This is a genomic window from Corynebacterium sp. CCUG 65737, assembly GCF_024454115.1.
Taxonomy (GTDB): Bacteria; Actinomycetota; Actinomycetes; order Mycobacteriales; family Mycobacteriaceae; genus Corynebacterium; species Corynebacterium genitalium.
Genome location: NZ_JAGPZB010000008.1, coordinates 52088 through 77023, shown reverse-complemented (window position 1 = coordinate 77023; position 24936 = coordinate 52088). Strand labels below are relative to the sequence as shown.

Here is a 24936-nt window from a genome sequence, read left to right as displayed (position 1 = left end):
CCCGCAGTGTACGGGGGTTATGTAAGTTCTGGGGGAGAGTAAGCGAAAGGCAGTTCATGGCGCGCAGCAAGAAATTTCAGGTCGGCGAGCGCACTCTCGCCGTGAGCAACCTGGACAAGGTGCTTTACCCGACCACCGACGATGCGCCGGCCGTGACGAAGGCGGATGTGATGCACTACTACCTCACGGTCGCCGACGCGCTCATCCCGCAGATCGCCCGCCGCCCCGTGACGCGAAAGCGTTTCCCGGACGGTGTCGGGGGAGAAGCCTTCTTCCGCAAGGACTTGGAAGATTCGGCGCCGGAGTGGATCCCGTTCGGCATCATCGCGCACAAGACGTCGACAAACCGGTACCCGCTCGCCGACGAGCCCGCTGTGTTGGCCTGGTTCGCGCAGGTCGCGGCGTTGGAGCTGCACACCCCGCAGTGGCGTTTCGACGACACCGGTTACCCCGCCAACCCTGACCGCATGGTCCTCGACCTCGACCCTGGTCCTGGCGTGGGCCTTGCCGAGTGCGCCGAAGTGGCCCGCTGGTGCAAGGAGATCCTCGACGGCATGGGCATGGAGTCCGTTCCTGTGACATCGGGGTCGAAGGGTATCCACATCTACGCCGCGCTCGACGGCACGAGCACTGCGGACCAGGTTTCAGCGGTGGCGAAGGAACTGGCCCGCGCACTCGCCGCGGACAATCCGGATGAGGTCACGCATGTGATGAAGAAGGATCAGCGCGCCGGGAAGGTCTTCATCGACTGGAGCCAGAACAACGGGTCGAAGACGACCGTGGCGCCCTACTCGTTGCGCGGCCGCGAACGCCCGACCGTTGCTGCCCCACGCACGTGGGACGAGCTCGAAGACCCGAGCCAGCTCGAGTACACCGAGGTCATGGAGCGGCTTGCGGATGACATTGATCCGCTCGCGCACCTGGGCTTTCACCCCGATCGCTTATCGACGTACCGCTCCATGCGCAACCCCTCCAAAACCGCCGAACCCGTCCCCGCCGAACCGCCGGCCGACCGCGCCGGGGAGGAGCCCATCTTCGTCATCCAGGAGCATCACGCCTCGTCGTTGCACTGGGATGTCCGCTTCGAGCGCGACGGGGTGCTCGTGTCCTGGGCGGTGCCGAAGGGCCCGCCGCTCGATCCGGCGGAGAACCGGCTCGCGGTCCAGACAGAAGACCACCCGATCGAGTACGCCGCGTTTGAAGGGACCATCGCAAAGGGGCAGTACGGCGCCGGGGAGGTGAGCATCTGGGACACCGGCACGATCGAGGTAGAGAAGTGGCGTGACGGCAAGGAGGTCATCGTCGTCCTTCGCGGCCGTCCCGATGGCGGTTTGGGCGGAGTGCCGCGCCGCTACGCAATGATCCGCACCGGATCCCGCGAGGGCTCTGAGCAACAGCAGTGGCTGATGAAGTTCATGAAGAAACAGCCCGCCCTTGAGCCAGTTGCCGAGCCAGCCGTCGAGCCACCCGCCGAACCTGCATCCGTGCCGTTTAGCGTCGCTGACGTACCGGAGCCGATGCTCGCGACCGCTGGCAGCGAGGCCGACATCCGACTGGGAAAGAAAGACGGCGAGACGTGGGCCTTCGAGATGAAGTGGGACGGCTACCGCATTATCGCCGGTGTCGGTGATCCACGCGACGGGGGAGGAGTAGTGCTCTCCAGCCGTAACGGGAAGGACTACACGGACATCTTCCCGGAGCTCTCGGAACTTCAGGAACTCATCGGAGACGACTCTGGCGGCGCTGTTCTCGATGGGGAAGTAGTCGCGCTCAATGCCCAAGGGCGGCCGGACTTCGGCCTTCTGCAGGCGCACAGAAAAGGCGAGCTGGGTGGTGATGAGGCGACGATTCGCTACATGGTCTTCGACATTCTCCACATGGGCACCCCGGGCGGACAAGGGCGCTCTCTGATTCGCGAGCCGTACGAGAAGCGTCGCGAGCTGCTGCGCAGTCTTCTTGACAGCGGTGACTACGTGGCCATTCCTCCCGCACATACAGGCAGCCTGGAGGAGGCGATCGCAGTGAGCCGCGAGCTGAAGCTCGAAGGGGTGGTGGCGAAGCGGACGGACTCGACGTATCTCCCCGGCCAGCGGGGCACAGCGTGGATCAAGATCAAATTCCAGATCCACCAGGAAGTCGTGGTCGTCGGTGTGCGTGAAGGCAAGCGCGGGATCGCCTCGCTCCTTGTCGCTGTGCCCGATGAGGATGGAGAGCTCACGTATGCCGGCCGCGTCGGCACAGGGTTCAGCACCAAGGATCTCGAGGAGATTGAACGGCGGTTGGAAGGGGTGAGGCGCAAGGAACCGTCGATAAGCGGAATGCCTGAGGACGCATGGTGGGTGGAGCCGACGTACGTCGCGGAAGTCGCGCTGGCGGGGCGTACGCGCGACGGGAAAGTGCGACACGCCGTGTGGCGAGGGTGGCGCGACGATAAGCAACCCAGCGATGTCGATTGGACTCCTGAGCTGGGATAACACAGTACTGCCCGGGGGCGGATATCGGTTATTTCTGTGGAATGCGCACAAACTCACGCTGAAAACTTATGAATTCCTGGGCGATTAGAGCTATATTCCTCTACAAAGTAATTTTGATCACGTCCGCTAAATATTGTGCTTCCAGTCAATGTGATGCGGGCGTCGAACCGGAGAGAGGTTACCGTTGAGCACCAAAATTACAGGCCAGGGCGATTCCGCCCAGGCTCAGGCCCGGGAAAACATGGGGCCGCTCGAACGCCTTCTGACCTGGCGTCCGTTTTCCGCGGTCGCACGCACGCTGATCATCCTGGCGATGGTCGTGCCGCTGCTGTTCGCCGGACTGTACATGTGGTCCATGTGGGACCCGACGGGCTCCGTGCCGCAGACGCGCCTGGCTGTGGTCAACAACGACAAGGGCGTTGACCGCGGTGAAGGTGCCGGGATGGAGAATATCGGCGACCAGGTCGTCGAAGGTCTGACCAGCCGCGACTACCTCGACTTCTCCAAAGTGTCGGATGAAGAGGCGAAGCAGGGCCTGCTCACGGGCAAGTACCTGTTCACCGTGACCATCCCGGAGGACTTCTCTGAGAAGGTCGTCAGCGTGATCGACCCGGAGCCGCAGCAAGCGGAGATCCTGATCAACCTCAACGACTACAACGGCACCAACGGTGCGGTGCTGACCTCTGGCCTGCTCCCGCAGATCCAGTCCGAGGTCAAAGCCGAGGTGGCTAAGACCTACGGCGAGGAGGTTCTCGGCGGCATCAACGAGCTTGGCGACGGCATCCGCGCCGCAGCCGACGGCTCCAAGCAGCTCGACGACGGTGCCGGCCAGCTCAAAGAGGGCGCCGGTCGTGCAGTCGATGGCATCAACCAGCTTGACGACGGTGCCACGCAGCTCAACGACGGTACGGGAGAGCTGAAGGAAGGTGTCGGCGAGCTCGGCGACGGTGCAGGTCGCCTCAAGGACGGTGCCTACCAGCTGCGCGACGGCCTGACGCAGCTCGAGGGCGGTACCGACCAGCTCGCTGATGGCGCGCGCCAGATCGACGAAGGCGTCAACAAACTCACCGACATGCTCATCCCGCTGCTACAGAACGTGCAGGGCGGCGTGGGTCAGCTCAAGCCGATCGTGGACACGCTGCGCACTGTGGGCATGAACGAGCAGGCCGACAAGATTGACGGCATTGTGAAGCAGCTCGACCCGGAGAACCCGCAGAACGTCGTCAACGACCTCAACCGTCTGCGCGACGGTACCGGCGAGCTCTACGCGAACCTGTCCGACCCGAACATGCCGTACCGTGACGGCCTCAACCGCCTGATCGACGGCTCCAACCAGCTGGCTGACGGTACCGACCAGCTCAACGGCGGTGTCACCCGACTGACCGACGGCGCGAACCGCCTGCACGACGGCACCACCCGCCTCAAGGACGGCACCACCCAGCTTGTCGACGGCGGCGCCCAGCTCCAAGACGGCACCACCCGCCTCAAGGACGGCTCCACCGAGCTGTCCATCAAGCTTGGCGACGGCGCACAGCGCGCCCCCGAGGTCAAAGACATGGACAAGTCCTCCGACCAGATCGCCGTCCCGATCGCCTTCATGGAGGCGAACGAGCACCCGACGCAGCTCGTTGTCGATGAGGCTGACCCGACCGTGAAGGAACCCTCAAGCGGTTTCTCCATCATCGGCCTCATCGTGATCAACTTCATGCTCATGGCGGTCATGTCCATCCTGCTGCCGCATGCGATTGGCCGCCGCCACAAGGCATCCGGCGCCACCGGCCCGGTCCTGTCCGCGTGGTTGAGCAACTTCGGTGTCAACGTCGCGCTGACTGCACTGCTGGCGTTCGTGTCCATCACCCTCGGCTGGCGCCCAGAGAGCTGGCCCGTCATGATCATGACCCTGCTGCTGATCGACGTGATGGGTACCTCCGTCTTCCAGTTCTTCCGCATCCTGTTCGGACGCGTGGTGGGCGCGATGTTCAATATCGGATTCTTCGCTCTGGGCCTGTTCACCTCCGGCACCGTGTGGCCGCTGTCTACACTGCCGGCGCCGCTGGCAGCTCTGAACCCGTTCCACCCGATGAGCCACGCCCGCAACCTGTTCGTCCGCTCCGTCGACGGCATCTACGACAGCGCGTTCTGGACCGGCCTGGTCGTCCTGGTTGTGGTGTCGCTGCTGGCGATCGCCGGATCCATCGTGATTTACAACGCCCGCCGCAAGGCGCTCCACATCGACGACCCGAACGAGAACCCGCGTCAGCGCGAGATCTACCAGCGTGAGATCCGCGAAGGCGAGGAGCCGCTGCAGTCGGTCTTCAGCCGCTAGCTGCTGCCGCGTCCGGCTTTATCCGGCGTTGACGACGAGGATCCACACAGCGATCAGGTGCACGATCGCAGCAACAATGGTCAGGGAGTGGAAGTGCTCGTGGTAGCCGTAGTAGCGGGCCTCGCGCCCAGGCCACTTGAATCCGTAGATCGCGGCACCCACGGTGTAGGCGACACCGCCGACGAAAAGAAGCCACAGCACGGCCGGGTTGGCGTTGTTCCATAGGTAGGGGATGAGCGGGACGATGATCCAGCCCAGCCCGACGTAGATGATCGGGGAGAGCCAGCGCGGGTGGCCCGACCAGAACAACTTCAGCGCGAGGTTGCCCAGCGCACCGACCCATGCGATGGCCAGGGTCCACGCCGCCATCCGCGGCGGCAGCGCGATGACGCACATTGGGGTGTACGTGGAGGCGATGAACACGGCGATCATGGCGTGGTCGGCCCGCCTCCACGCCTCGACGCCGCGCTGGGTGCGCCACGGGAAGCGGTGGTAGGTCGCCGAGACCGAGAACAGTGCGATCAGGCCGGCACCGTAGATGGTCACGCTCAGCGCCTCCAGCCAGGTGAGCGTCATCCAGGAAAAGGTGATCAGCACGGTGGCGGCGATGGTGGCCGCTTGGGCCGCGAACAGGTGGGCCCAGCCGCGGATGAGGGGACGCTCGCCACGGTCGGCGATCCAGCGGGTGACGCGGATTTGCTCGCCACTTCTACTTTGCACTGTCATAACGCCTGCAAGCCTAGTCGCGGCGGGGTGCAATCCCCTCAGTCATCGTGCGAACCCACGCAGCGTCCGCTTGCTTGACGCCGTTGACCGCACCCGGTCCAACAGCGCGGTCGCTGCCCCACACGACCACGTTGCCGTAGCTGTTCCCAGAGAGCATGCCAGGCGTAGATAGTGCGCCGACGTGCGGAAACGCTTCCACCAACCCGGCAAGCTCTGCGCGTGTTTCGGCGAGACCTGCGTGGTCTCCAATGTTGGCCACATAGACCCCGCCGGGGGACAGGGCGCGTGCGACGGCGCGGTAGAACTCGACCGTCGTCACGTGGCGTGGGGTGGTGGGCCCGTCGAAAACATCGCGGATGACAGCGTCGACGCTGCCCGGGGATAGGGAGTGCACGTAGGTGCGGGCGTCGCTGGTGTGGAAGTGGGCGGGGACGTCGAAAAGCGAGCGGGTGAGTTCGCTCAACGCGCCATCGATCTCCACAACGATGTTGCGCGATTCCGGCCAGACGTCGGCGCAATAGCGCGGCAGAGAGCACCCGGCACCGCCGAGGTGGACGACGGTGCGCGGCTCGCGCAGGCACGCGGCAATCCACTCCATGTAGTCGAAGCCCAGCACCCGCGGCGCACCCAACACAATGCGTGACGACGGCACACCGTTGACCTCCAACACGTACGCCCCATCGCGCTCCGGGTCGGTGATGATCCGCGCTGACCCGGTGTCGATGGGGTAGGTGCCCGCGGGACGGAACTTCCTGGCGCGTGGCTTGTCCTGACGTCTGCGGGGGCGACTACCAGACGGCGGCAAAACGCATCAGGACGTGAGCGATCGGGTCCGGGAACGGCTTGCGCAGCCACTTCAAGCCACGGTCGGTGAGGCTGACCGAGTGGTGCTGCACCCACTTGATCCACGGCTGCTTGGAGGTGAGCACCTTGATCGTCTCATCCGCAATGTCGCCGGGAGTGAGGTTGACGCCCATGTTCTTCACCGACTGGGCCTTCACGTTGGCCACCTGGGTGGCGGCCCACAGGGGCATCATGTCGTGGACGCGGATGTCGTCATTGCGCCACTCGACGGACAGCGCCTCCGTCATGCCGTTGACGAAGAACTTCGATGCGGAATACGTGGAGATCTCCGGCTGGCCGAAGATCGCCGATGCCGACGACATGGAGATCATCACCGCTTCCTTCGTCGCCTTGAGGTAGGGGTGCGCGGCCTGCGCACCGTAGACAACGCCGACGCAGTTGATGTCGGTGAGCAACTGGACCTTCTCCGGATCTTGGTCCACAACCTCGCCGTCGATGATGATGCCGGCGTTGTTGAAGAGGAAGTCCAGGCGGCCGCCGGTCTTGGAGGTGAAGTCCTGAAGAGCCGCATCCCAGTTCTCGCGGTCGGTGACGTCCAGGTGGCCGGTGATCAGCTGGCCTTCGGGGATGTCGTCTGTGCCCCAGATGGTCTCGTTGACGTCATAGGAGCCGACGGTCCAGCCCATGTTCAGCAGACGCTGGGCCGTTGCCTTACCGATGCCGGATGCACCACCGGAAATGAAGGCCGCAGGACGCCTCGAAGCATCGGCGACAAAATCCTCCGGCTTCGCGTAGGGGGTTTCGTTCTCGTCATGGCGAAATGGCTTAGCTAAAGGGTTCCACATGAGATACACCTTAGAACTGCAAAACTGTTCGTGGGGGCGAAATGGCTAGAAATTTGTGACCCGGCGCACACATCCGCTAGTTGTCGTTCCACGTCCGAGTCTTATTGAAGAACAGCGCCAGTGCGGCGCCCGCAGCGAGGACTCCGGCAGGTAGCAGGATTGTGGCGGCCATCGCTGTGGCGAATGGTTCGTGCAGCGGCTCCGGGAGTGGCCCAGCGAACGTCGAGTCGCCGTCACCAACACGCGCGGCCAGCTGCGCCGACATCATCGCGGCCACGCTCGCCGACCCGATGACCGCACCGACCTGCCGCACCGTGTTGTACACACTCGACCCAGCCCCCGCCAGCCGCGGATCGAGATTGCGCGTGGCAATCATCGACAGCGGCCCCCACATCATCGAGTTCCCCAAACCATAAAAGACGGAGATGAGCAGCATCCACGCACTGCTTATCGACGGCTGTGTGATCCCCGCCGCCGCCACCATGCTCAACGCAGTCACACTCAAACCGGTGATCACGATCGGTTTCGGGTCGCGCGTATTGGTCAGCTTGCCGATGAACCCAGACAACGCTCCCGACACCACGCCCGAGGGCAAGATCAGCAGAGCTGCCTGCGTGGGCGTGAGAACCTTCACGCTCTGGACGTAAATCATCCACGGGATAGTGAAGGTCGATACCGCGAAACCAACGGTGGCGATGGTGAGGGAGGCGAGAGCGAAATTCCTGTCGTCGAAAAGCGAAAGCGGAACCAGCGCATCGCGCGACGTGCGCGTCTGCCACCACACAAACGCCACGAGCAGCACTGCGCCTGTTGCGATGAGGCCCACCACGCGAATGTCCCAGTTGAAGTTCGCACCCTCCTGAATCCCGAAGATCAAGCAGAACATGCCCGCAGCACTGAGCGCGACACCGAGCCAATCGAAACTGCGCGCGGTGAGTTCCAGTCGGGGGACGTGCTTCCACGCGAGAATGAGGCCGATGATGCCCACCGGCACATTGACGTAGAAGATCCACTCCCAGCCGCCGAGGTCCACGAGGAAGCCACCCAGCAGCGGACCTGCGACTGTGGCGACACCCGCCGTGCCGCCCCACAGGCCCATCGCGGTGCCGCGTTCGTTCGGCGCAAACGTGCGGATCATCACCGACATCGTCTGCGGGGACAACATCGCCCCGCCCAGACCCTGGAACGCGCGGGCGGCGATGAGCACCCCGACCGATCCCACCGCGCCCGCCATCCCGCAGACCAACGAGGACACAGTGAACAGGGCGAGCCCTGTTAGGTACAGCTTGCGCGGACCGAAGCGGTCGCCCAACCGTCCTGTGATCAGCAGCGGGACAGCGTATGCCAGCAGGTATGCACTGTTGACCCAGATGACCTCGTTGTACGAGGCGTCCAAACTCCCAGCAATCGCCGGGATGGCCACGGCGACGATGGTGGAATCCACGAGGATCATGAAGAATCCGAGCATCATCGACCACAAAGCCGGCCATGGCGAGCGTTGATCTTGGGCGTACGTACTCACCTGGGCGAATCTACTCCTGGCGGGCTCTTCCGGGGTTGGTCGGGCGGGAATTACATTTTCAGTATCGCCTTTCAGGTTCATGCCCGAAATCTGACATGCAGAAACGCTTCCGCTCCGGTGTAAAAGGCGATACTGAGAATCTAGAAACGCTCAGGCGCCGTCGGGAAACCCCAGCGGCGCCTGTTCAGTGGTCGTGTTAGCTCCCGATTACGACATCATTCCCGAGAAAGGCTTCCGAATGTCCTCGAAAAGCTTCGGGTTGAAGAAATTGAGCGCACCGATCAGCGCGGCGATGGCAGCCAGCGCACGGAAGAAGCGCAGCACTCCCTTGGCGGCAGAGGATGCGGTGGAGCTATTGTTGTCGTCGGTGTCGCCGTCGCCGTTGTCGCCCTCCACCTTGACCGGCATGGTGACGTCGGTCTTCGCGTCGGTGGTGATGCGCAGGACCAGATCACCCTGAGCATCAGCTGGGACGGCCAGCTTGACGGTGGCCTTGCCGGCCTCACCGTAGCCCTGCTCGCCAAGGTCAGGATCGATGTCGGTAGATGCCTCGGCGAGCTTGTCGCCCCCAGCGGTCTCGAGTGAGACAGTGACTTTCTTGGCCGGGTCGTCGATGGTGTAGATCAGGGAAGACAGATCAATGGTGGCTTCCGTTCCAGGCTTGAGCGGCTGGTCCAACTTGACGCCCACGGCGGATTGGCCGCGCGGGGCGAGTTCCTCGTCGCTCTTGAGGTACTGGATGAATGCGTCGACATCGAGCAGGCCAATGTTAGACATCTCGGACCCCCGGGTCAGGGCCTCGAAGCTGTCGCCACCGCCGAGCAGGAAGGTGGAACCGGCGATGACGTAGTCCTTCTCCATGTCCATCGGCTTGCCGTCAATGGTGATGGAGGTGATGCGCTGACCCTGCTCCGCGTCCGGGTTGTAGGTGTAGGACACGTTGTTGGACAGGCCGAGCGCAAGACGCGGGCGGTCCTGACCGGGCTTCCACTGCTGCTCGAGGACGTCCTTGAAGTCCTTGCCCTTGATGGACTTGTAGGAGTTCTCGTTGCCGAACGGCTGAACGGAAAACGCCTGCTTGTAGGTCACGTCACCTGCAGGGAGATCGTCGCGGACACCGCCCGCGTTCATGATGCCGATGTCCGGCGTGACGTTGGAGTTCGCCGCCACGCTCCACTTAGCGGCCTCCGCGAGCAGGTTGCTCAGGGAGGATTCAACACCGCGGTTCGTGCCGGATTCTGCGCCCTCGTTCCTGCCGCGAGTGAACGCGACCGGAGTGTTCGCCACGACCTGCTTGCCCTGCTCTTCGGCTTCCGCTGCGGCTGTCGAGACGGTCGTGGCAATCTCTGGGTACGCCTCGTCACACGCGAGGACGGTGGCATTGTCGACGACCTTCGCCTCATCGACAGTGACCTGCTTGGTTGCGCGGTCGATGCTCAAGTCAACGTTAGCGAAGCCCTGGGAGTACTGGCCGGCCTGCGCCACAACTGGGCTGGTGGAGGCATCCGGGTTAACAACCACGTGGGTGTGGCCGAGGAATGCGACGTCGACAGCCTCGTAGAACTTGTCCGGGGCAATGCCGCCGGCGTGGACGAGGGCGACCACAACGTCGGCTTCGCCCTTGTCTTTGAGATCCTTCGCCAGAGTGTTGGTGGTGGCGACTGGGTCGTTCCACGTGATGCCCGCGATGCCGTCCGGGCTGACCAGGTTCGGCATGTCGGCGGTGACGGTACCGATGAAAGCGATCTTCACGCCGTCGACTTCCTCGACGTGGTACGGCTTCGTGCCGTTCACGGAATCAGCGTTCGCTGCAAGATAAGGGAAGGCAGCGTCCGGGATGACCCGGTCGGACAAGTCTGCCGCGCCCTTGTCGAATTCGTGGTTGCCCACAGCGGAGACTTTCAGGCCCATCTGGTTGAGGACCTCGATGGTGGGAGCGTCGTCAAGCAGCATGGCCGAGAACGGTGAAGCGCCGATGTTGTCACCGGAGGAGGTGAAAATGTGCGCGTCGCCGAACGGTTCGGCCTCCTGGTCGATGGCGCACTTCAAGCGCTCGGCGCCGGGGATGGAGTTCTTCTCGTCGTGCTCGAAGCGGCCGTGGAAGTCGGTGATATTCGAGATGGAGATCTTGGCGGTCTGTTCGTCGGCGGATGCGACCGGCACGGTCAGAGCGGATGCGGACAGGGCGCTGATCGTCGCGGTAGCGATGGTGGCGCGCAAGTTCTTACGCATGCGTGGGCACCTTTCGGTTCGAAAGCGGTTGGGGGAAAATGTCGGTCCGTACTCAGCTACTGGCACATGCAGAGACAGAGAACCGCAATCGAACCTAAGTCAGAAAGGTGGCGGCGACGTGAAGCTGGAATGTCCGAAACGTTAAGGAATGCCCGAATAGCCACTCAGGTTCACTGTGTCACCACAAGCCGCCGAGGAACTCGCCGACGACCGCGGAACCGAGCTCGTCGAGGTCGGGGGCGACGACGCGGCCGCCGGCGCGGGAGGCTAGTGCGTCGAGAAGCGCGACGAGATTCGGGTCACCTCCAAGGCGGAAGAAGGTGGTATGCGCCCCGCGACGCGTGACAGTATCGAGCTGCGTGACGGTCAGCGCGAGGGTTTCGCGCGTGGTGGGCCAGTAGAAGACGGGCTCTCCGTCCGGGGTGAGGTGGGAGGTCGGTTCCCCGTCGGTGACGATGAGCAGCGTGCGGTTCATGTTCGGGTGGCGGGAGAAGAACTGGTCCGCGAGCAGCAGCGCATGGTGCAAGTTCGTGCCCTTTTCCTGCAACGGCGGCAAGCCGGTCAGCTCGGAGATGTCCATCGTCTGCGCGTAAAGGCCGAAACCGATCAGTGCGAGCTCATCGCCGCGGAACTGCGTGGAGATGAGGTGGTGCAGGGCCAATGCGGTCTGCTTCATCGGCAGCCAGCGCCCTTCCATTGCCATGGAGAAGGACGTGTCCACGAGCAGGGCCACCGCATTACGGGTGCGGGCCTCCGTTTCCTGGACTTCTACGTCGCCGATCGTGATGTTCACTGGGCCCGCGTTCAGGGATCCTTCTGTGGCTTGACGCTGAATCGCATTGGTGATCGTGCGGGTCGTATCCCACGGCTGGGTGTCGCCAAATTCCCAGGCGCGGCTCGAGCCGGTCGGTTCACCGGTCTGGCCGGCGGACGACGAATCCCGGGACCCCTCCCGCGGGGAGAGGTGCTGCGCGGCATCCTGCAGCAGTGACTGGCCGAGTCGGCGCATGGCTTGCGGGGAGAGTTTGAGGCTGCCGTCGTCACCCTTTTGAAGAAGCCCGCCATCGCGCAGCGCCTTCTCCAAGTCTGAGAGTGTGCGCGCGGACACGGCCGCGTCTTGGCCGAGCAGATCTTCGATGTCTTCGAGATCGGCATCCGACGGGGTGAGCCCGGAGAGATCATCGGCCAGTTGGTCGAGACGACCGAGGTCCTCCATTGCGCGGGCTGCGTCGCCCAGCCCCAGCCCCTCGTCTCCTTCGAACTGTTCGCCGCCGTGCCAGTCGAGGTCTGGCCGGATGCCGCGCAGGTTCGCGTCCAACTCGCCCATCAGGTTCATCAATTCCGGCGAGCCGAAAGCCTGCGCGGACAGCTCCATGAGTTCGCGGCGCTGCTCGTCCGTCATCGAGTTGAGCATGCGCTGGGCGGCCGCAGAGCGCTTGGCTAGCAGCTCCACGAGCTCGTCGATCGTGCTGGGGTTCTCCGGGAACTGCGCGCCGTGCTTGTCCATGAAGGCGCGGAAGTCCTCCTCGGTATCTTCGCCGAGGCGGTGCTTGCCCAACAAAATATTGAGGTCCCGCAGCATTTCTGCAATTGCGGCGCGGTCTTCGTCCGTCGCGTTCTCAAGTGCATCCTTCATTCCGGAGAATCGCTGGTCGAGCATCTCCCGGCCGAGCAAGTCCTTGATCTGCTCGAACTTTTCGCGCGCCTCCGAGGATGCCCACTCGTATGTGCCCAGTTCGCTCACTGCGCCGGCAGGGGAACCGGGTAGGTTATCCAGCTGCATTTCCCGCAGTTGCCGGTCCATGTCGTCCATGTGCACGTCGCGGGCGAGTTGGCCGCGTTCGGCGAGCACAGCGTCGTCGAGAAGCTTCTTCACGTCCTGCAGCGTCTTGCCCAAGTTGTGGCGCTGCAGCAGGTTGCGGCGGCGCTCGGAAATGCGCGCGACCAGATCGTCGTAGCCTTCGAAACCGTCAGCACCGCGGCGGAGGTATTCGCGCAGCGCGCGTTCCGGGGAGTAGCCGGCCATGACCTCATTGCCAATTTCTCGCAGTGCCTTCGTCAGGTCCGCCGGGGGAGCCAGGGGGTCCCGTCCGCCGGTATAGCGGGTGTAGCGGGATCTAGCCATAGATTGTTTCGCCTTCTCCAGAGTCTTTCGAGATCTTCCGGGACAAGTAGAGGGATTCGATGCCGAGCTCAATGGCTGCGGCACGGTGGCCGTCCGAACCAGCGCCGTTCTCGGGTGCGAAGGCGGCGGTCAAATCGTCGTACAGCGTGGCGCCATCAAGATCCGGCAGGCCGGCGAGGAACTCAGCAGCTGTGACGTGCTCACCCGTGGAGATTGTCCGGGTGCCGTCCAGCGCGGCAATGAGCGGAGCGAAGTCGATCTCGCGCACCGACCGACGCACGGCCCCGGCGATGGCGGTGCGCAGGATGTACTCCAGCAACTCCCATTCGCGGCCTTCCTCGCCTGGTTCGAACTCGACCTTGCCGCCCATCACGTCGACGGCGGCTTCAAGGTCCACAAGGCGGGCAACGGGGTCCTCGCCTGACACAGCGGCGCGGTGGCGAGCTGATGCAGCGACGGTTTCCGCGCCAGCAATGGCAAAGCGCGCGGATACACCTGCACGCTGGTTCACAGCGGGGGATTCGCGCAGCGCGCGGGTAAACCGTGCGAGGACCTCGAGCAGCACAGGCGGGATCTCGGCTGTGAGATCCGCTTCCTGCTCGATGACTGCCATTTCTGCGGCCAGCTCGAGCGGGTAGTGGGTGCGGATCTCCGCGCCGAAGCGGTCCTTGAGCGGGGTGATGATGCGTCCGCGGTTCGTGTAATCCTCCGGGTTAGCACTCGCCACGACCAGCACATCGAGGGGCAGACGCAGCATGTACCCGCGGATTTGAATATCTGCTTCCTCCATGACGTTGAGCATGGCTACCTGAATGCGTTCAGCCAGGTCAGGGAGCTCGTTGATGGCCACAATGCCTCGGTTGGAGCGGGGGATGAGCCCGTAGTGGATGGTCTCCGGGTCACCGAGCCTGCGGCCTTCGGCCACACGCATCGGGTCCACGTCGCCGATTAGATCCGCCACCGATGTGTCCGGAGTGGCGAGCTTCTCGGAGTAGCGTTCGTCGCGGTGCAGCCATGAAATCGGGGTCGCGTCGCCGTTCTCAGACACCAGCGCCCGGGAAGCATCGGTGATCGGGTGCAGCGGGTGTTCGCGCAGTTCGGAGTGGGTGAGGACAGGGGTCCATTCGTCGAGAAGCGATGGCAGCGTGCGCAGCAGACGTGTCTTGCCCTGGCCGCGCTCGCCGAGCAGCACGATGTCGTGGCCGGCAATGATCGCGCGCTCGACTTGCGGAATGACCGTGTTCTCCAGACCGTGCAGCCCCTCCCACGGGTTGTCGCCTGCCGCCAGCGCCGCGAGGAGATTGTCTCGCAGCTCTTCACGGATTGTCCGGTACGGGTAATTCCCGCTTTCGCGCAGTTCACCGAGGGTCGAGATATTCGGAGCTGAAGTCATGCGCCCCAGACTACTCCGGCTCGCCATACACTGGCCGGGATGACAACTACGCGCGTTCTCCTCATCCGCCACGGTCAAACCCCTACCACCGGTGTCGTTCTGCCTGGTCGGGCGGCGGGCTTGCACCTTTCGGAGACGGGCCGCCAGCAGGCGGAACGTGTCGCTGTGCAGCTCAAGGAACGCTTTTCGCTTATCGACGCCATCTTCACCTCCCCCTTAGAACGTACCCGCGAAACCGCGGAGCCGACCGCCCGTGTTCTCGGGCTGGAGCCGGTCGTCGATGACGCGTTTGTTGAATGCGATTTCGGCGACTGGACGGGACAGAAGTTGACCGACTTGAGCAAGTTGCCAGAGTGGCAAACCGTGCAGAAAACCCCTAGCCAGTTCCGGTTCCCCGGCGGGGAAAGCTTTGTGGAGATGCAGGCCCGAGTCGTCGCCGGAATCGAGTCCGCAGCTGCTCAATTCCCGGGCGGCGTTGTCGCGTGCTTTAGCCATGCAGATCCCATCAAGGCGGCTATTACCCACTACCGCGGTGTGAACCTGGACGAATTCCAGAAAGCGAAAGCAGATCCGGCGTCCGTGACCGTCATTGAGTTCGCCGAAGGAGTGGGCCGCGTTGTCTGACCACACGCTTCAGCCGCCGTTCACGCGGGAGCTCGAGCTGCTTACCCACGGCGAACTAGGCTTCGTGGGGCAGGTGGCTGGGTCGTCGAACATGACCTTCGTCTTCGACATCACCGCTGGCGGCGACCACGATGACAGTGAGTACGCATGGGCTGTATTCAAGCCAGAAGCAGGGGAGCAGTACCTGCACGACTTCCCGCCCGCTTTATGGCGGAGGGAGCGCGCGGCGTTCCTGCTCAGCGAACACCTTGGATGGCACCTCGTCCCGCCGACTGTCGTGCGCGACATCGAGGGGCTAGGGATCGGTTCGCTGCAGCTGTACATCGACAATGACGGCTCCCACTACTTTCCGCTCTACGAAACGCGCGAGGACCTGCACGACCAGTTTCGCCGCATGGCCGTCTTCGACGTGCTGACCAATAACACCGACCGGAAGTCCGGCCATGTGCTGCTCGGGGAGGGGCCGTCCGGGCCCGAACACGTGTGGGGTATCGATCAAGGCCTGTGCTTTCACCAGGACCCCAAATTGCGTACCGTGATCTGGGACTTCGCAGGCGAGTTCATCGACTCGGCGCTCATCGAGGCCGTTTCGCCGCTCATTCATGACGTTCCGGCCGACATCGCCGAGCTGCTCGAGCCCGCAGAGGTCGAGGCACTGCAGGAACGCGCCCTACGTCTTGCGGGGCTGCCCATGTTCCCGGCTCCGCGCCACCAGTACCAGTTCCCGTGGCCGTTGGTGTAGGGGGGCGTCGACAAGCGAAAGGCCCCGCAACGCACCTCCAGTACGTTCGGGGCCTCTCCGCAGGACGAGCTTTAAACGCCGTCAGTCTCCTGCGGGTCGTTGTCCGCGTCAGCCTTCGTCTCGTGGCGCGTGCCGTGGTTGTGCTCCGGCGGCGCGTAGATGGAGTACAGCTTCGCGGGCTCGGAGCCCTCGTTGGTGAAGTTGTGCCACTTGCCAGCGGGGACGAACGCCGCCCAGTCAGCGCCGACAACCTGGTCGACCTCGAGGTCGGTCTCGGACGCGCCGATCATCGCGCGCAGCTCGCCGGCCTCTAGTCGCAGGAACTGGTCGTGGTCGTCGTGGATCTCCGCGCCGATCTCGCCGCCCGGCGGGATAGTCATCACGGTCAGCTGGAGGTTCTTGCCGGTCCACAGGGTGTCACGGAAGGCCTCGTTATCCACCGTCGCCTTTTCAATGTCAACGACGTACGGGTTAGGTCCTTGATCAGCCATTGTTCCTCCTTTGTGTTGCGAACATCAGGCACCTTCAGTCTACCTAGAATCCAAGGGCATGGATCTCCCCGAACGCATCCCGCTTAACGACGCTCGACTAGCCCGCATCACCCGCACCAACGCCACCCTCGAGAACCTGCCCGAGCAGCTTGAGGAGGCCTGGGGTGAGCTGGCGCCGTTGATCGAGTACTACGAAACCGGCTGGAGCGGCGACATGCAGAACTACCCCGACGCGCAGTTCGGCGTCCTGTCCGAAGACGGCGTGTGGAACGAGATGGGGCGTTTCTACCAGGCAGTGAAAGAGATCGCCGCCGTCTCCGCGCGCATTGTGCGGGAATACCAAAACGGCGGCGAGTCTAGCGGAGAGGGTTAGTTCAGCGGCACGAGTGTGACGTCGGTAGCTTCCTCCATCGCCTGCTCCTTGTCCAGGCGGTCCAAGGCGTCCTGCGTGATGTCCGACTCGTTGACGTCGAGGACGGTCTGGTCGCCCACCGCACCGCGGTCGACCTCGGCTGGGGCATCCGACGGGGTAACGCCGAAGAACTTGTCCAGGCCCTTCACGTTGAACTGGGTGGACATGTAGCGGGAATTGTTGGACGTGTTCCACTGCGAGACAACCAAGTCCATATTGTCCAGAGTCGAACCCGGAACAATGTAACCGCCGTAGAGCTGGGTGAAGTTGTTCTCGTCCTGGCGGTGGCGCCAATTGCCGTCGCCAGCGACGACGGGGCGGGCCGGCGCAATCTCGTCCCAGTTGCGCGCGATGGTCTCGGACACGCGCACCTCGATGGAGCGGGTATGAGCGTTGAACATTGCGAGCACCCAGTGGCCGTCAATGTAGCGCAACGACATCTCACCGGCCTTCATGTTCTTGGAGAGCATCGGCTTGCCCATCTTCGAACCCCACGTGCCGGTGGCGGGATCGTAAATCTCCCAGCTTTCGCGGTTGCCAATGTCCTGCTCGCGGAACCGGGACAAATACACCGAGTCTTGGCGACGGAAATCGGACGACACCACGTAGATGTAACCATCCGGCCCCATCTCCCAGCTGATCATGTTGCCCAGACCCCTCATATAGCGCGGGCTTGTCGTGCCCACCGACGTCCACGTGCGGCCGTTGTCAGTGGACTTCCAGATCTGGGTCTCCACGATGTTGCCCAGGCCCGCGTTCCACATGCCCTGCATGTACAAGACCCCGTTGATGTTGATCACATCAGACGGAATCAACGTCAAGTTGTTGTCGTGACGGTAGTTAATGAGCTGTTTTACAGAATCACCACTGTTCAGCGGGCGCTTCAAGGTGATCCGGCCGTTCCCGTCCATCTCAGCGACTGCACCGATGGGGCTGAGCCACTCGCCCTGGCCAAAACCGCGGCCGGTGAACGAGTCGCCGAAGACGATGGCGAATTCCTTCCCGATACCCAGCGGCGCCATGATTCCCAGATCCAACGCACCGGCACCAATGTCGTTTTGGTGAGTGCCCAGCAGGTCACCGACCATCGTGACGTCGAGGCCTTCGCTGACCCGGCTCCAGGGGTTGTTTCCGGGCTTTGCCGCTGGCTTCTCCGACGGCGTGCCGAAGAGCCCGGAGCTGAAGTCACTCGGCGAACTCGACGAGCTCGAGGAAGAAGACGAGCTCTGTGCGTCCGCTACCGCAGGGCTGATCAGGGATACAGCGGCAAGTCCAGCGAGGACGGCGGAAGACGTTGAACGCAGGGGACGCGGGGAACGACGGGAGCGACCGGGACGAAGGAAACGCGGGGTACGCGGGGTATGCATGGGGCTAGCTCGCTTTGATATCCGGGGGCGATGATGCAACCGGATTGGACTCTAGCAAAGGGCGAGTGCTTTATTCCGGCTTCCTGTGGCGCCCGACACTGGACGTATCGTCGGGGCGCCTGTGCCGGCCCGTGCCCTGTGCCGCGCGCCGAGAACGCGTAGCACGCCGCAACCGCACCTTTTCCACCTCGGACAAGTAGGTGTTCTCGCCGGCGAGGTCGGCCGAGGTACTGCTGCGGCCGGGGTTGAACGATATAGGAGCCGGGAAGGACTGCGTAGGCACATGAGCCTGCGCTCGGCGGTGCAGCTCCGACGAAGGCTCTGCAGGGAACAGTGGTCTTCGCCCCGCGCGGGACGCTGGCCGAGCCTCCGGTTCGGCCGGGAACAGCGGCTCCGGCTGAGCCTTCGGCTCTGCGGTGGACAACGGCTCCAGTTTCGCAGCCGGCTCGGGCGGGAACAGTGGCTCCGGCTTCGGACGCTCCGCCGGTTCGGCCGGGAACAGCGGTTCCGGCTTGGGGCGCTCGGCCGGTTCGGCCGGGAACAGCGGTTCCGGCGCTGGTGGCTCCGCGGGGGACGGCTGCTCTGGCGGGAGCACCGGCTCCGGCTCGGGCGCAGGCTTCGGCTCTGGCGGGAGCACCGGCTCCGGCTCGGGCGCAGGCTTCGGCTCTGGCGGGAGCACCGGCTCCGGCTCTGGCTTCGTCTTGTACACCGGCTCGAACACCGGCTCCGGCATGGGCTTTGGCCTCGGCGCGGGCTCCGGCTCTGGTTCCGGCTCGGGTGGCAGCAACGGCTCCTGCTCCGGGGGCAGCAATGGCTCTGGTTCCGACTCTGGGGGCAGCAAAGGCTCCTGCTCCGGCTCCGGCGGCAGCAACGGCTCCGGCTCCGGCTCCGGTGGCAGCAACGGCTCCTGCTCCGGTTCTGGGGGCAGCAAAGGCTCTGGTTCCGGCTCGGGCGCTGGTACCGGCTCGAAGACTGGCTCCACCCGCACCCGCGGGGCTGCTTCCGGGGTCTCGTCCTGCGCTGGCGGCTGGTATTTCGGTTCCCAATCCAGGAAGATCTCCCGCGCACCCGGGAACGGGATGACTTGGTCCTCCGGGTCGATGGCGGCATCGAGCTCGACGGTGATGGCTAGGGTGCCGTCGGCGTATTCGTAGACCTGCCAGGGGTCGTCGGAGGTTTCCGGCTCGAGAGGCAGCTCGGGAAGTTGCTGGATTGCGCCCGCCCCAGAAACAGGGGAGACATCGACACCAATGCGTCCGTTGTTGGCGAAGGCGCGGGCTATGACGGGGGCGGGGGAGGCGTCGATAAGCGAGCGCAAAAGGTCGGCCTCGGGGTGGGGCAATGTGCCGAGTACGCGGCCGTCGCATGTGACCACAATGTCTTGCCCGCGCACCAGCAGCCCAACGAGCCACTGGCCGGGGGACATGTCCGTGATGTCGGAAGCGCTGAACTCGCCCGTGGAGATGTCGACGAAAACGGTTTCGTCGTAGCTGCCGGGCAGCATTACCGAACCGGGGAGCGGGTTGTTGCCCGGAATGACAAATTCGGCCGGTGCGAGGTTGACCGTGACGTCGCAGACACCGGTGCCTGGTGCGACGTCTAGCGTGGCGGTCGCGGTCGGGATCATGCCCGCGTCGTGCACGATGTCGATAGGGAACAGCGTGTCGCGGTCTGCGGCGGCGATCTCACCGATGACGCTGCCGTGCGCCTGCGGCCAGCGCACGCGCCACCCGCCGGAGATCGGGTGCGGTTCCAGTTCAACCGTTGTGAGGCCTGCCTGCCCAGCACCGCCAGCCGTGCCGAGGCTCTCATGCACCGTGGCGTGCATGACGTTGCCCACGCGCACGCGCATGCCGTCGCCTAAGGCGGTCGGCGCAAGGGGGTAGCGCGGGGTCGGTTCCATGACTCGAAACTTTACGCGTTAGGCAACGGCTGAACGAATGGCTGGGTTCGATTGGCAGGGATCATCCAGCTTGGTGGGACTTGCCCAGCACCTTTCGAACCAGCTCCACAACAGCCAGGACGGCGAAGCCGACGATGAGACCCATCACCAGTGACCCGGCAGTATCCACAAGCCAGCCGACGAAACCGCCGCCGACTGCTTCCACTCCGCGGGCGAGAATGTCGTGCGGCCAGTGCCAGCCAAAGACTTCGTCGAAACCACGAATGATCAGGTGTCCGCCGACCCACAGCATGGCCACAGTGCCCACCACGCCGATCGCCTTGAGCACGTACGGCATGCCCTTGACCAGCGCGGTGCCCAGCTTTGGCGTATTGCCGCGCTCAACCATGCCCAGACCGATGTCGTCGACTTTCACCAGCAGCGCCACCGCACCGTAGACCGCGATCGTGATGAAGATGGCCACGGCCACCAGCACGAGGAATTCCATCCACAGCGGCTGGTCAGCGACTTCGTCGAGCGCGATGATCATGATCTCCGCAGACAGAATTAGGTCTGTCGTCACAGCGCGCTGGACCAGCGAGTCTTCGCTTTCAGCATCGCGGTTGACGGCGCGCTCTGCTGCTTCATCCTCGTCGTGCAGAAGCTTATCGACGATCTTCTCCGCACCCTCAAAGCACAGATAGGAACCACCAATCATGAGGATGGGCACCAAAGCCCACGGAGCAACGGCGTTGAGCAGTAGCGCGATCGGCAGAATGATGAGCAGCTTGTTGCGCAGCGAACCCTTTGTGATCCGCCAGATCATCGGCAACTCCCGCGCCGGCGTCACCCCCGTGACATATTGCGGCGTCACTGCAGCATCGTCGATTACAACACCTGCAGCTTTAGCGGACGTTTTCGCCGTCATGGCAGCCACGTCATCCATGCTGGATGCGGCGGTGCGGGCGATCAGGGCGACGTCGTCAAGCAGTGCGAGCAAACCACCGGCCATTGTTTGAGCCTTTCTGTAGGGAACGAGCAGAGCCTACCCCGTTATGTATGGTGTGAGCATGTCTGAAACGGTCACATCGACAGCCCGGGTGCGTTTGTCCAGCCCAGGGCGGTGCGGCAAGCGGCTGGCCGCCCACTTCGCTCAGACCATTGACGCGACGTGGGACAGCGACGGTTCCAAAGGCTTGTTCAAATTCCCGGACGCCACGTGCGATGTCATCGGCACCGACGGCGTGCTCATGTTCAGCGTCGAGGGTCCCCGTGACGGCGTTGAGGAGGCCGAACGTCAGGTAGCCACACGCTTGATCCACATCGCGAACGAAGACGATGTCGTCGTCGAGTGGCTACGCGGGGGAGAGACCGTCGCACGTTTCTCGCGCGACAGCGCCTAACCCACCGGCGCCAACTCCACTTCCTCAGCCCATGTCAGTTCGATGCCCTGGGCGCGGAGCCATTCCATCGCGTCGTCGTCGTGTCGGGTGATGCCCTCGACAGCGTTGAGCGTGGCATCGATCGCCTTCTCCGCTTCCGCGGCGCTGATCAGGCCTGCTGAGGTGGCCGCGGCAAGCTCGTCGATGTCGAGCACGTCGATCGCCTCGCCCTGGATGGCCACGAGGTCGACGTACAAGTCGCGTGTGCGCCACACTTCGCCCTCGTGATCAATGGCGGCGATGTCGAAGTAGAAGTCCTGCTCCACATCCACGCCCTCGCGGAAGTGGAAGATGTTGGCGCGCAAGTTGAGTTCCGGCAGCAACCAGCTCTCCAGGTAACCGAACTTCGGGTGGTTGGCCCCACGGGCCATGTACAGGCCGAAATCCGTCACCGTGAACGTGTCCACGTCGCGCAGGTACCCCTTCGGGTCCGTGTTCGTCTTCGACATCGTGTCGAAGGTCTCCTGCTTGACGGGGTGGAGATCCACGGCAGAATCTGCCGCGCCCGGGGTTACCTGGGGGCCTGTGCCAGTCATCTCGATCGCCTTTCCTACATCCGGCGTCCTACTTCACCGTCGCCGTCAGGGCCACCGGTGCGAAGCGGCAGGACTTCCCGCCTGTCTTCACCGCACCGTCGACCACTGCCAGAACGGGTCCGGGGCCCGTGGAGGCCACCCCGGACAAGGTTGCCGGTCCTGTGGGATTAATCCCGTTATTGCCCAGAGGCGTTACACCGCTGCGCAGCGAGCCAACATTCACCCAGTACACATTCATCTGGCCCTGCTGCTTCTCCGCAGCTCCCGTGCCCAGGGCGGTGAAGACGAACGTGCTCTCCCCGGCCTTCGGCGCCGGCTGCGGAGAGTTCGCCGGTCCCGGCACCGCGATAACGGACCCTGTGGAGTGCAGGCCCGGGCCCATGCAGTTCAGCGACACCGTTGGCCAGTACCCCTGGCGAAACGCCGGGCCGTTCGTCGGCAGGGCCGGTCCACCGGTCTGCCCCTTCCCGGCGGTGAACCCGACCGCTGCCAGAAGTGCGTCGCGCACCTGCGGCGGCACCCACGGCTGGTTAGCAAAATCGGTCACGGCGCGCTGGACCTGCGGGGTGGGGCGGCCGAGATCGTCGATAATTTGCGACGACGTGACGTTCGATAGATCCGGCAGTCCCGGGGCAGCGCTCTGCGCGGAGGCGGGAGCGGCCGCACCGGCCACGAGCCCGGCGGCGAGCATGGTCGCCGCAGCAGCAGCCTTCACAGGGCGCGACGGCACTGGCAGGGCCGGCAGGGCGGGGAGCTTCTTCAGCTTCATGGGAGTTGGGTCCTTCGCGTCGTGAAAGTAACGCATTATCACAGGACACTTTAGTTACTTTGAAAACAATTGCAACATAGACACCAGAGTTTTCTAACGTACGAATGTCGGGATTGGGGCGGGCGTTGCGTGTTGTTTCCTGTGTCCTGTTCCGCGTGTGTTGAGTTCTCTGTTGGGTTCTGTCTTCAGTTCGGCTGCGCCCCGACATCGCGTTACCCACCGTATGCGGGTAGGGTTTAACCGTTCAAGCGGGGCTGCCGTGACGGTGGCGTCGTCACGCAAAAGCAAGAAGGAGCAGATCCGCAGTGTCGCACCCCGAATTCCGCAACGTCGCTATCGTCGCGCACGTTGACCACGGCAAGACCACCCTCGTCAACGGCATGCTGGAGCAGTCCGGCGTGTTCGGTGACCACGGCGAGGTCGCGGACCGCGTCATGGACTCCGGCGATCTCGAGTCCGAGCGCGGCATCACCATTCTGGCGAAGAACACCTCCATCCGCCGTAAGGGCGCGGGCAAGGATGGCCGCGACCTAGTCATCAACGTCATTGACACGCCGGGCCACGCGGACTTCGGCGGCGAGGTGGAGCGCGGCCTGTCCATGGTCGACGGTGTTGTTCTGCTTATCGACGCCTCCGAAGGACCCCTCCCGCAAACCCGCTTCGTCCTGGGCAAAGCGCTCGAGGCGAAAAAACCCGTGATCATCTGCGTGAACAAGACCGACCGCCCGGACGCGCGTATCGACGAAGTCGTCGAAGAGGCCCAGGACCTGCTCCTCGAGCTCGGCGCGTCATTGGAGGATCCGGATGCGGCTGAAGCCGCAGAGAACCTGCTCGAGCTGCCGGTGCTCTACGCCTCCGGCCGCGCCGGCCGTGCCTCCTTCAACAACCCGGGTAACGGCGGCCTGCCGGACAACGACGACCTGCAGCCGCTTTTCGACGTCATCTACGACGTCCTCCCCGAACCCTCCGCCGACATCGATGCCCCGTTCCAGGCGCAGGTCACCAACCTAGACTCCTCGTCCTTCCTGGGCCGTATCGCGCTGATCCGCGTGTACCGCGGCAGCGTGAAGAAGGGCGACAACGTCGCCTGGGTCCACTACGACTCTGACGGCAACGAGCACGTCAAGAACGTCAAGATCGCCGAACTGCTGGTCACCGAAGGCCTCGAGCGCGTCCCGGCCCAGGGCGAGGTCGTTGCCGGCGACATCGCCGCGGTGTCCGGCATCGACGAGATCATGATCGGCGACACCCTGTGCGACCCGGAGCACGTCGAGGCCCGCGAACGCATCAAGATCGACGATCCCGCAATCTCCATGACCATCGGCGTGAACACCTCCCCGATGGCCGGCCGCGGCGGTGGCGACAAGCTCACCGCCCGCATGGTCAAGGCGCGCCTGGACCAGGAGCTGATCGGTAACGTCTCCATCAAGGTGCTGCCGACCGACCGCCCCGACGCGTGGGAGGTCCAGGGTCGCGGCGAAATGGCTCTGACCGTTCTGATCGAGACGATGCGCCGCGAAGGCTTCGAGCTGACCGTGGGCAAGCCGCAGGTGGTCACCAAGGAGATCGACGGCAAGACCTACGAGCCCTACGACCACATGGTCATTGACACTCCGTCCGAGCACCAGGGTGCTGTTACCCAGCTCATGGCCAACCGTAAGGGCCAGATGACCGCCATGGGCAACTCTGGCGCCGGTGACTGGGTCCGCATGGAGTTCGACGTCCCGTCCCGCGGCCTGATTGGCTTCCGCACGACGTTCCTCACCGAGACCCGCGGCGCTGGCATTGCCAACAGCTACTCCATCGAGCACCGCCCGTGGGCAGGGGAGATCAAGGGCCGCCCAACCGGCTCGCTCGTTGCCGACCGTTCCGGCCAGGTCACCGCCTACGCGCTGACGCAGCTGGCTGACCGCGGCGATTTCTTCGTCGAGCCCGGCGCGGAAACCTACGAGGGCATGGTCGTCGGCGCGAACAGCCGCGACGAGGACATGGACATCAACATCACCAAGGAGAAGAAGCTGACCAACATGCGTTCTGCCACCGCAGACGCGACGGTCACGCTGGCCAAGGCCAGGACCCTCTCTCTGGATGAGGCCATCGAGTTCTGCGACGACGACGAGTGCGTCGAGGTCACGCCCGAGGTCATGCGCGTGCGCAAGGTGATCCTCAACTCCACCGAGCGCGGCCGTGCACGTTCTCGTGCGAAGCAGATGAACAAGTAGCA

The 24936-nt window shown here is 63.9% G+C and carries 20 protein-coding genes; 7 read left to right on the top strand and 13 right to left on the bottom strand.

All coding sequences use genetic code 11. The features are described from left to right. Positions 1-56: 56 nt before the first annotated feature. The gene (locus KBX17_RS07770; protein WP_256019251.1) at positions 57-2474 is read left to right on the top strand and encodes an ATP-dependent DNA ligase; all 2418 of its coding nucleotides are present in this window, start codon (positions 57-59) and stop codon (positions 2472-2474) included. A gap of 184 nt (positions 2475-2658) precedes the next feature. Then, the gene (locus tag KBX17_RS07765; RefSeq protein ID WP_256019249.1) at positions 2659-4800 is read left to right on the top strand and encodes a YhgE/Pip family protein; all 2142 of its coding nucleotides are present in this window, start codon (positions 2659-2661) and stop codon (positions 4798-4800) included. 18 nt (positions 4801-4818) lie between these two features. Here KBX17_RS07765 and KBX17_RS07760 read toward each other — a convergent pair whose 3' ends face one another. The 7 genes from KBX17_RS07760 to KBX17_RS07730 form a co-directional block, all read right to left on the bottom strand. Next, positions 4819-5526 carry a hemolysin III family protein gene (locus KBX17_RS07760; RefSeq protein ID WP_256019248.1) on the bottom strand — a complete coding sequence of 236 codons (708 nt, stop codon included), beginning with the start codon at positions 5524-5526 and terminating at the stop codon, positions 4819-4821. A 13-nt stretch (positions 5527-5539) separates the two neighbouring features. Continuing rightward, on the bottom strand, positions 5540-6331 hold the full coding sequence (locus tag KBX17_RS07755) for a spermidine synthase (protein WP_256019246.1): 792 nt from the start codon (positions 6329-6331) through the stop codon (positions 5540-5542). Next, entirely contained in the window at positions 6315-7175 is an 861-nt protein-coding gene (locus tag KBX17_RS07750) for an SDR family oxidoreductase (RefSeq protein ID WP_256019227.1), read from the bottom strand. Before KBX17_RS07750 ends, KBX17_RS07755 begins: the two co-directional genes overlap by 17 nt. Before the next feature lie 76 nt (positions 7176-7251). Next, on the bottom strand, positions 7252-8697 hold the full coding sequence (locus KBX17_RS07745) for a DHA2 family efflux MFS transporter permease subunit (protein ID WP_256019226.1): 1446 nt from the start codon (positions 8695-8697) through the stop codon (positions 7252-7254). A 207-nt stretch (positions 8698-8904) separates the two neighbouring features. Next, a complete protein-coding gene (locus tag KBX17_RS07740; RefSeq protein WP_256019224.1) occupies positions 8905-10929 on the bottom strand; it encodes a bifunctional UDP-sugar hydrolase/5'-nucleotidase in 2025 nt (674 codons plus the stop codon). Between the two features lie 178 nt (positions 10930-11107). Next, positions 11108-13054, bottom strand: coding sequence for a VWA domain-containing protein (locus tag KBX17_RS07735; RefSeq protein WP_256019223.1), 1947 nt, complete (start codon positions 13052-13054; stop codon positions 11108-11110). Then, positions 13047-14447, bottom strand: a complete 1401-nt coding sequence (locus tag KBX17_RS07730) for a magnesium chelatase (protein ID WP_256019221.1) — start codon at positions 14445-14447, stop codon at positions 13047-13049. Before KBX17_RS07730 ends, KBX17_RS07735 begins: the two co-directional genes overlap by 8 nt. 39 nt (positions 14448-14486) lie before the next feature. On the opposite strand from KBX17_RS07730, the gene KBX17_RS07725 reads away from it, so the two are divergent. Then, positions 14487-15071 carry a histidine phosphatase family protein gene (locus tag KBX17_RS07725; RefSeq protein WP_256019220.1) on the top strand — a complete coding sequence of 195 codons (585 nt, stop codon included), beginning with the start codon at positions 14487-14489 and terminating at the stop codon, positions 15069-15071. Then, a complete protein-coding gene (locus tag KBX17_RS07720; RefSeq protein WP_256004488.1) occupies positions 15064-15813 on the top strand; it encodes an SCO1664 family protein in 750 nt (249 codons plus the stop codon). Before KBX17_RS07725 ends, KBX17_RS07720 begins: the two co-directional genes overlap by 8 nt. Positions 15814-15884: 71 nt before the next feature. Here the strand turns inward: KBX17_RS07720 and KBX17_RS07715 are convergent, their stop codons facing one another. After that, on the bottom strand, positions 15885-16304 hold the full coding sequence (locus KBX17_RS07715; protein WP_256019218.1) for a cupin domain-containing protein: 420 nt from the start codon (positions 16302-16304) through the stop codon (positions 15885-15887). 58 nt (positions 16305-16362) lie between these two features. On the opposite strand from KBX17_RS07715, the gene KBX17_RS07710 reads away from it, so the two are divergent. Further along, complete coding sequence (locus KBX17_RS07710) at positions 16363-16677, top strand: DUF4298 domain-containing protein (RefSeq protein ID WP_005290853.1); 315 nt, start codon at positions 16363-16365, stop codon at positions 16675-16677. Here the strand turns inward: KBX17_RS07710 and KBX17_RS07705 are convergent. The 3 genes from KBX17_RS07705 to KBX17_RS07695 all read right to left on the bottom strand — a co-directional run bounded on the left by KBX17_RS07705 (position 16674) and on the right by KBX17_RS07695 (position 20977). Further along, positions 16674-18020: a DUF4185 domain-containing protein gene (locus KBX17_RS07705; protein ID WP_370687598.1), complete on the bottom strand. Its 1347-nt coding sequence runs from the start codon at positions 18018-18020 to the stop codon at positions 16674-16676. The genes KBX17_RS07710 and KBX17_RS07705 overlap by 4 nt on opposite strands. Positions 18021-18153: 133 nt before the next feature. Further along, positions 18154-19986 carry a hypothetical protein gene (locus KBX17_RS07700; protein ID WP_256019215.1) on the bottom strand — a complete coding sequence of 611 codons (1833 nt, stop codon included), beginning with the start codon at positions 19984-19986 and terminating at the stop codon, positions 18154-18156. Between the two features lie 61 nt (positions 19987-20047). Continuing rightward, positions 20048-20977, bottom strand: a complete 930-nt coding sequence (locus KBX17_RS07695; protein ID WP_256004494.1) for a DUF808 domain-containing protein — start codon at positions 20975-20977, stop codon at positions 20048-20050. Between the two features lie 58 nt (positions 20978-21035). Between KBX17_RS07695 and KBX17_RS07690 the strand changes: the two genes are divergently transcribed. Next, entirely contained in the window at positions 21036-21368 is a 333-nt protein-coding gene (locus KBX17_RS07690) for a DUF2218 domain-containing protein (protein WP_040423787.1), read from the top strand. Here the strand turns inward: KBX17_RS07690 and KBX17_RS07685 are convergent. Next, positions 21365-21943, bottom strand: coding sequence for a DUF402 domain-containing protein (locus tag KBX17_RS07685; protein ID WP_005290838.1), 579 nt, complete (start codon positions 21941-21943; stop codon positions 21365-21367). The genes KBX17_RS07690 and KBX17_RS07685 overlap by 4 nt on opposite strands. Before the next feature lie 28 nt (positions 21944-21971). Continuing rightward, positions 21972-22712: a hypothetical protein gene (locus KBX17_RS07680; RefSeq protein WP_256019213.1), complete on the bottom strand. Its 741-nt coding sequence runs from the start codon at positions 22710-22712 to the stop codon at positions 21972-21974. A 305-nt stretch (positions 22713-23017) separates the two neighbouring features. Between KBX17_RS07680 and typA the strand changes: the two genes are divergently transcribed. After that, the gene (typA, locus tag KBX17_RS07675) at positions 23018-24934 is read left to right on the top strand and encodes a translational GTPase TypA (protein WP_255995256.1); all 1917 of its coding nucleotides are present in this window, start codon (positions 23018-23020) and stop codon (positions 24932-24934) included. The last annotated feature ends 2 nt before the right edge of the window (positions 24935-24936 follow it).

What these genes read in the sequence shown, in the direction of transcription:
- KBX17_RS07715 (WP_256019218.1), bottom strand. Translation starts at nt 16,304, where the DNA reads ATGGCTGATCAAGGACCTAACCCGTACGTCGTTGACATTGAAAAGGCG.
- KBX17_RS07750 (WP_256019227.1), bottom strand. Translation starts at nt 7,175, where the DNA reads ATGTGGAACCCTTTAGCTAAGCCATTTCGCCATGACGAGAACGAAACC.
- KBX17_RS07770 (WP_256019251.1), top strand. Translation starts at nt 57, where the DNA reads ATGGCGCGCAGCAAGAAATTTCAGGTCGGCGAGCGCACTCTCGCCGTG.
- KBX17_RS07695 (WP_256004494.1), bottom strand. Translation starts at nt 20,977, where the DNA reads ATGGCCGGTGGTTTGCTCGCACTGCTTGACGACGTCGCCCTGATCGCC.
- KBX17_RS07685 (WP_005290838.1), bottom strand. Translation starts at nt 21,943, where the DNA reads ATGACTGGCACAGGCCCCCAGGTAACCCCGGGCGCGGCAGATTCTGCC.
- KBX17_RS07735 (WP_256019223.1), bottom strand. Translation starts at nt 13,054, where the DNA reads ATGGCTAGATCCCGCTACACCCGCTATACCGGCGGACGGGACCCCCTG.
- KBX17_RS07710 (WP_005290853.1), top strand. Translation starts at nt 16,363, where the DNA reads ATGGATCTCCCCGAACGCATCCCGCTTAACGACGCTCGACTAGCCCGC.
- KBX17_RS07690 (WP_040423787.1), top strand. Translation starts at nt 21,036, where the DNA reads ATGTCTGAAACGGTCACATCGACAGCCCGGGTGCGTTTGTCCAGCCCA.
- KBX17_RS07700 (WP_256019215.1), bottom strand. Translation starts at nt 19,986, where the DNA reads ATGGAACCGACCCCGCGCTACCCCCTTGCGCCGACCGCCTTAGGCGAC.
- KBX17_RS07680 (WP_256019213.1), bottom strand. Translation starts at nt 22,712, where the DNA reads ATGAAGCTGAAGAAGCTCCCCGCCCTGCCGGCCCTGCCAGTGCCGTCG.
- KBX17_RS07740 (WP_256019224.1), bottom strand. Translation starts at nt 10,929, where the DNA reads ATGCGTAAGAACTTGCGCGCCACCATCGCTACCGCGACGATCAGCGCC.
- KBX17_RS07725 (WP_256019220.1), top strand. Translation starts at nt 14,487, where the DNA reads ATGACAACTACGCGCGTTCTCCTCATCCGCCACGGTCAAACCCCTACC.
- KBX17_RS07760 (WP_256019248.1), bottom strand. Translation starts at nt 5,526, where the DNA reads ATGACAGTGCAAAGTAGAAGTGGCGAGCAAATCCGCGTCACCCGCTGG.
- KBX17_RS07730 (WP_256019221.1), bottom strand. Translation starts at nt 14,447, where the DNA reads ATGACTTCAGCTCCGAATATCTCGACCCTCGGTGAACTGCGCGAAAGC.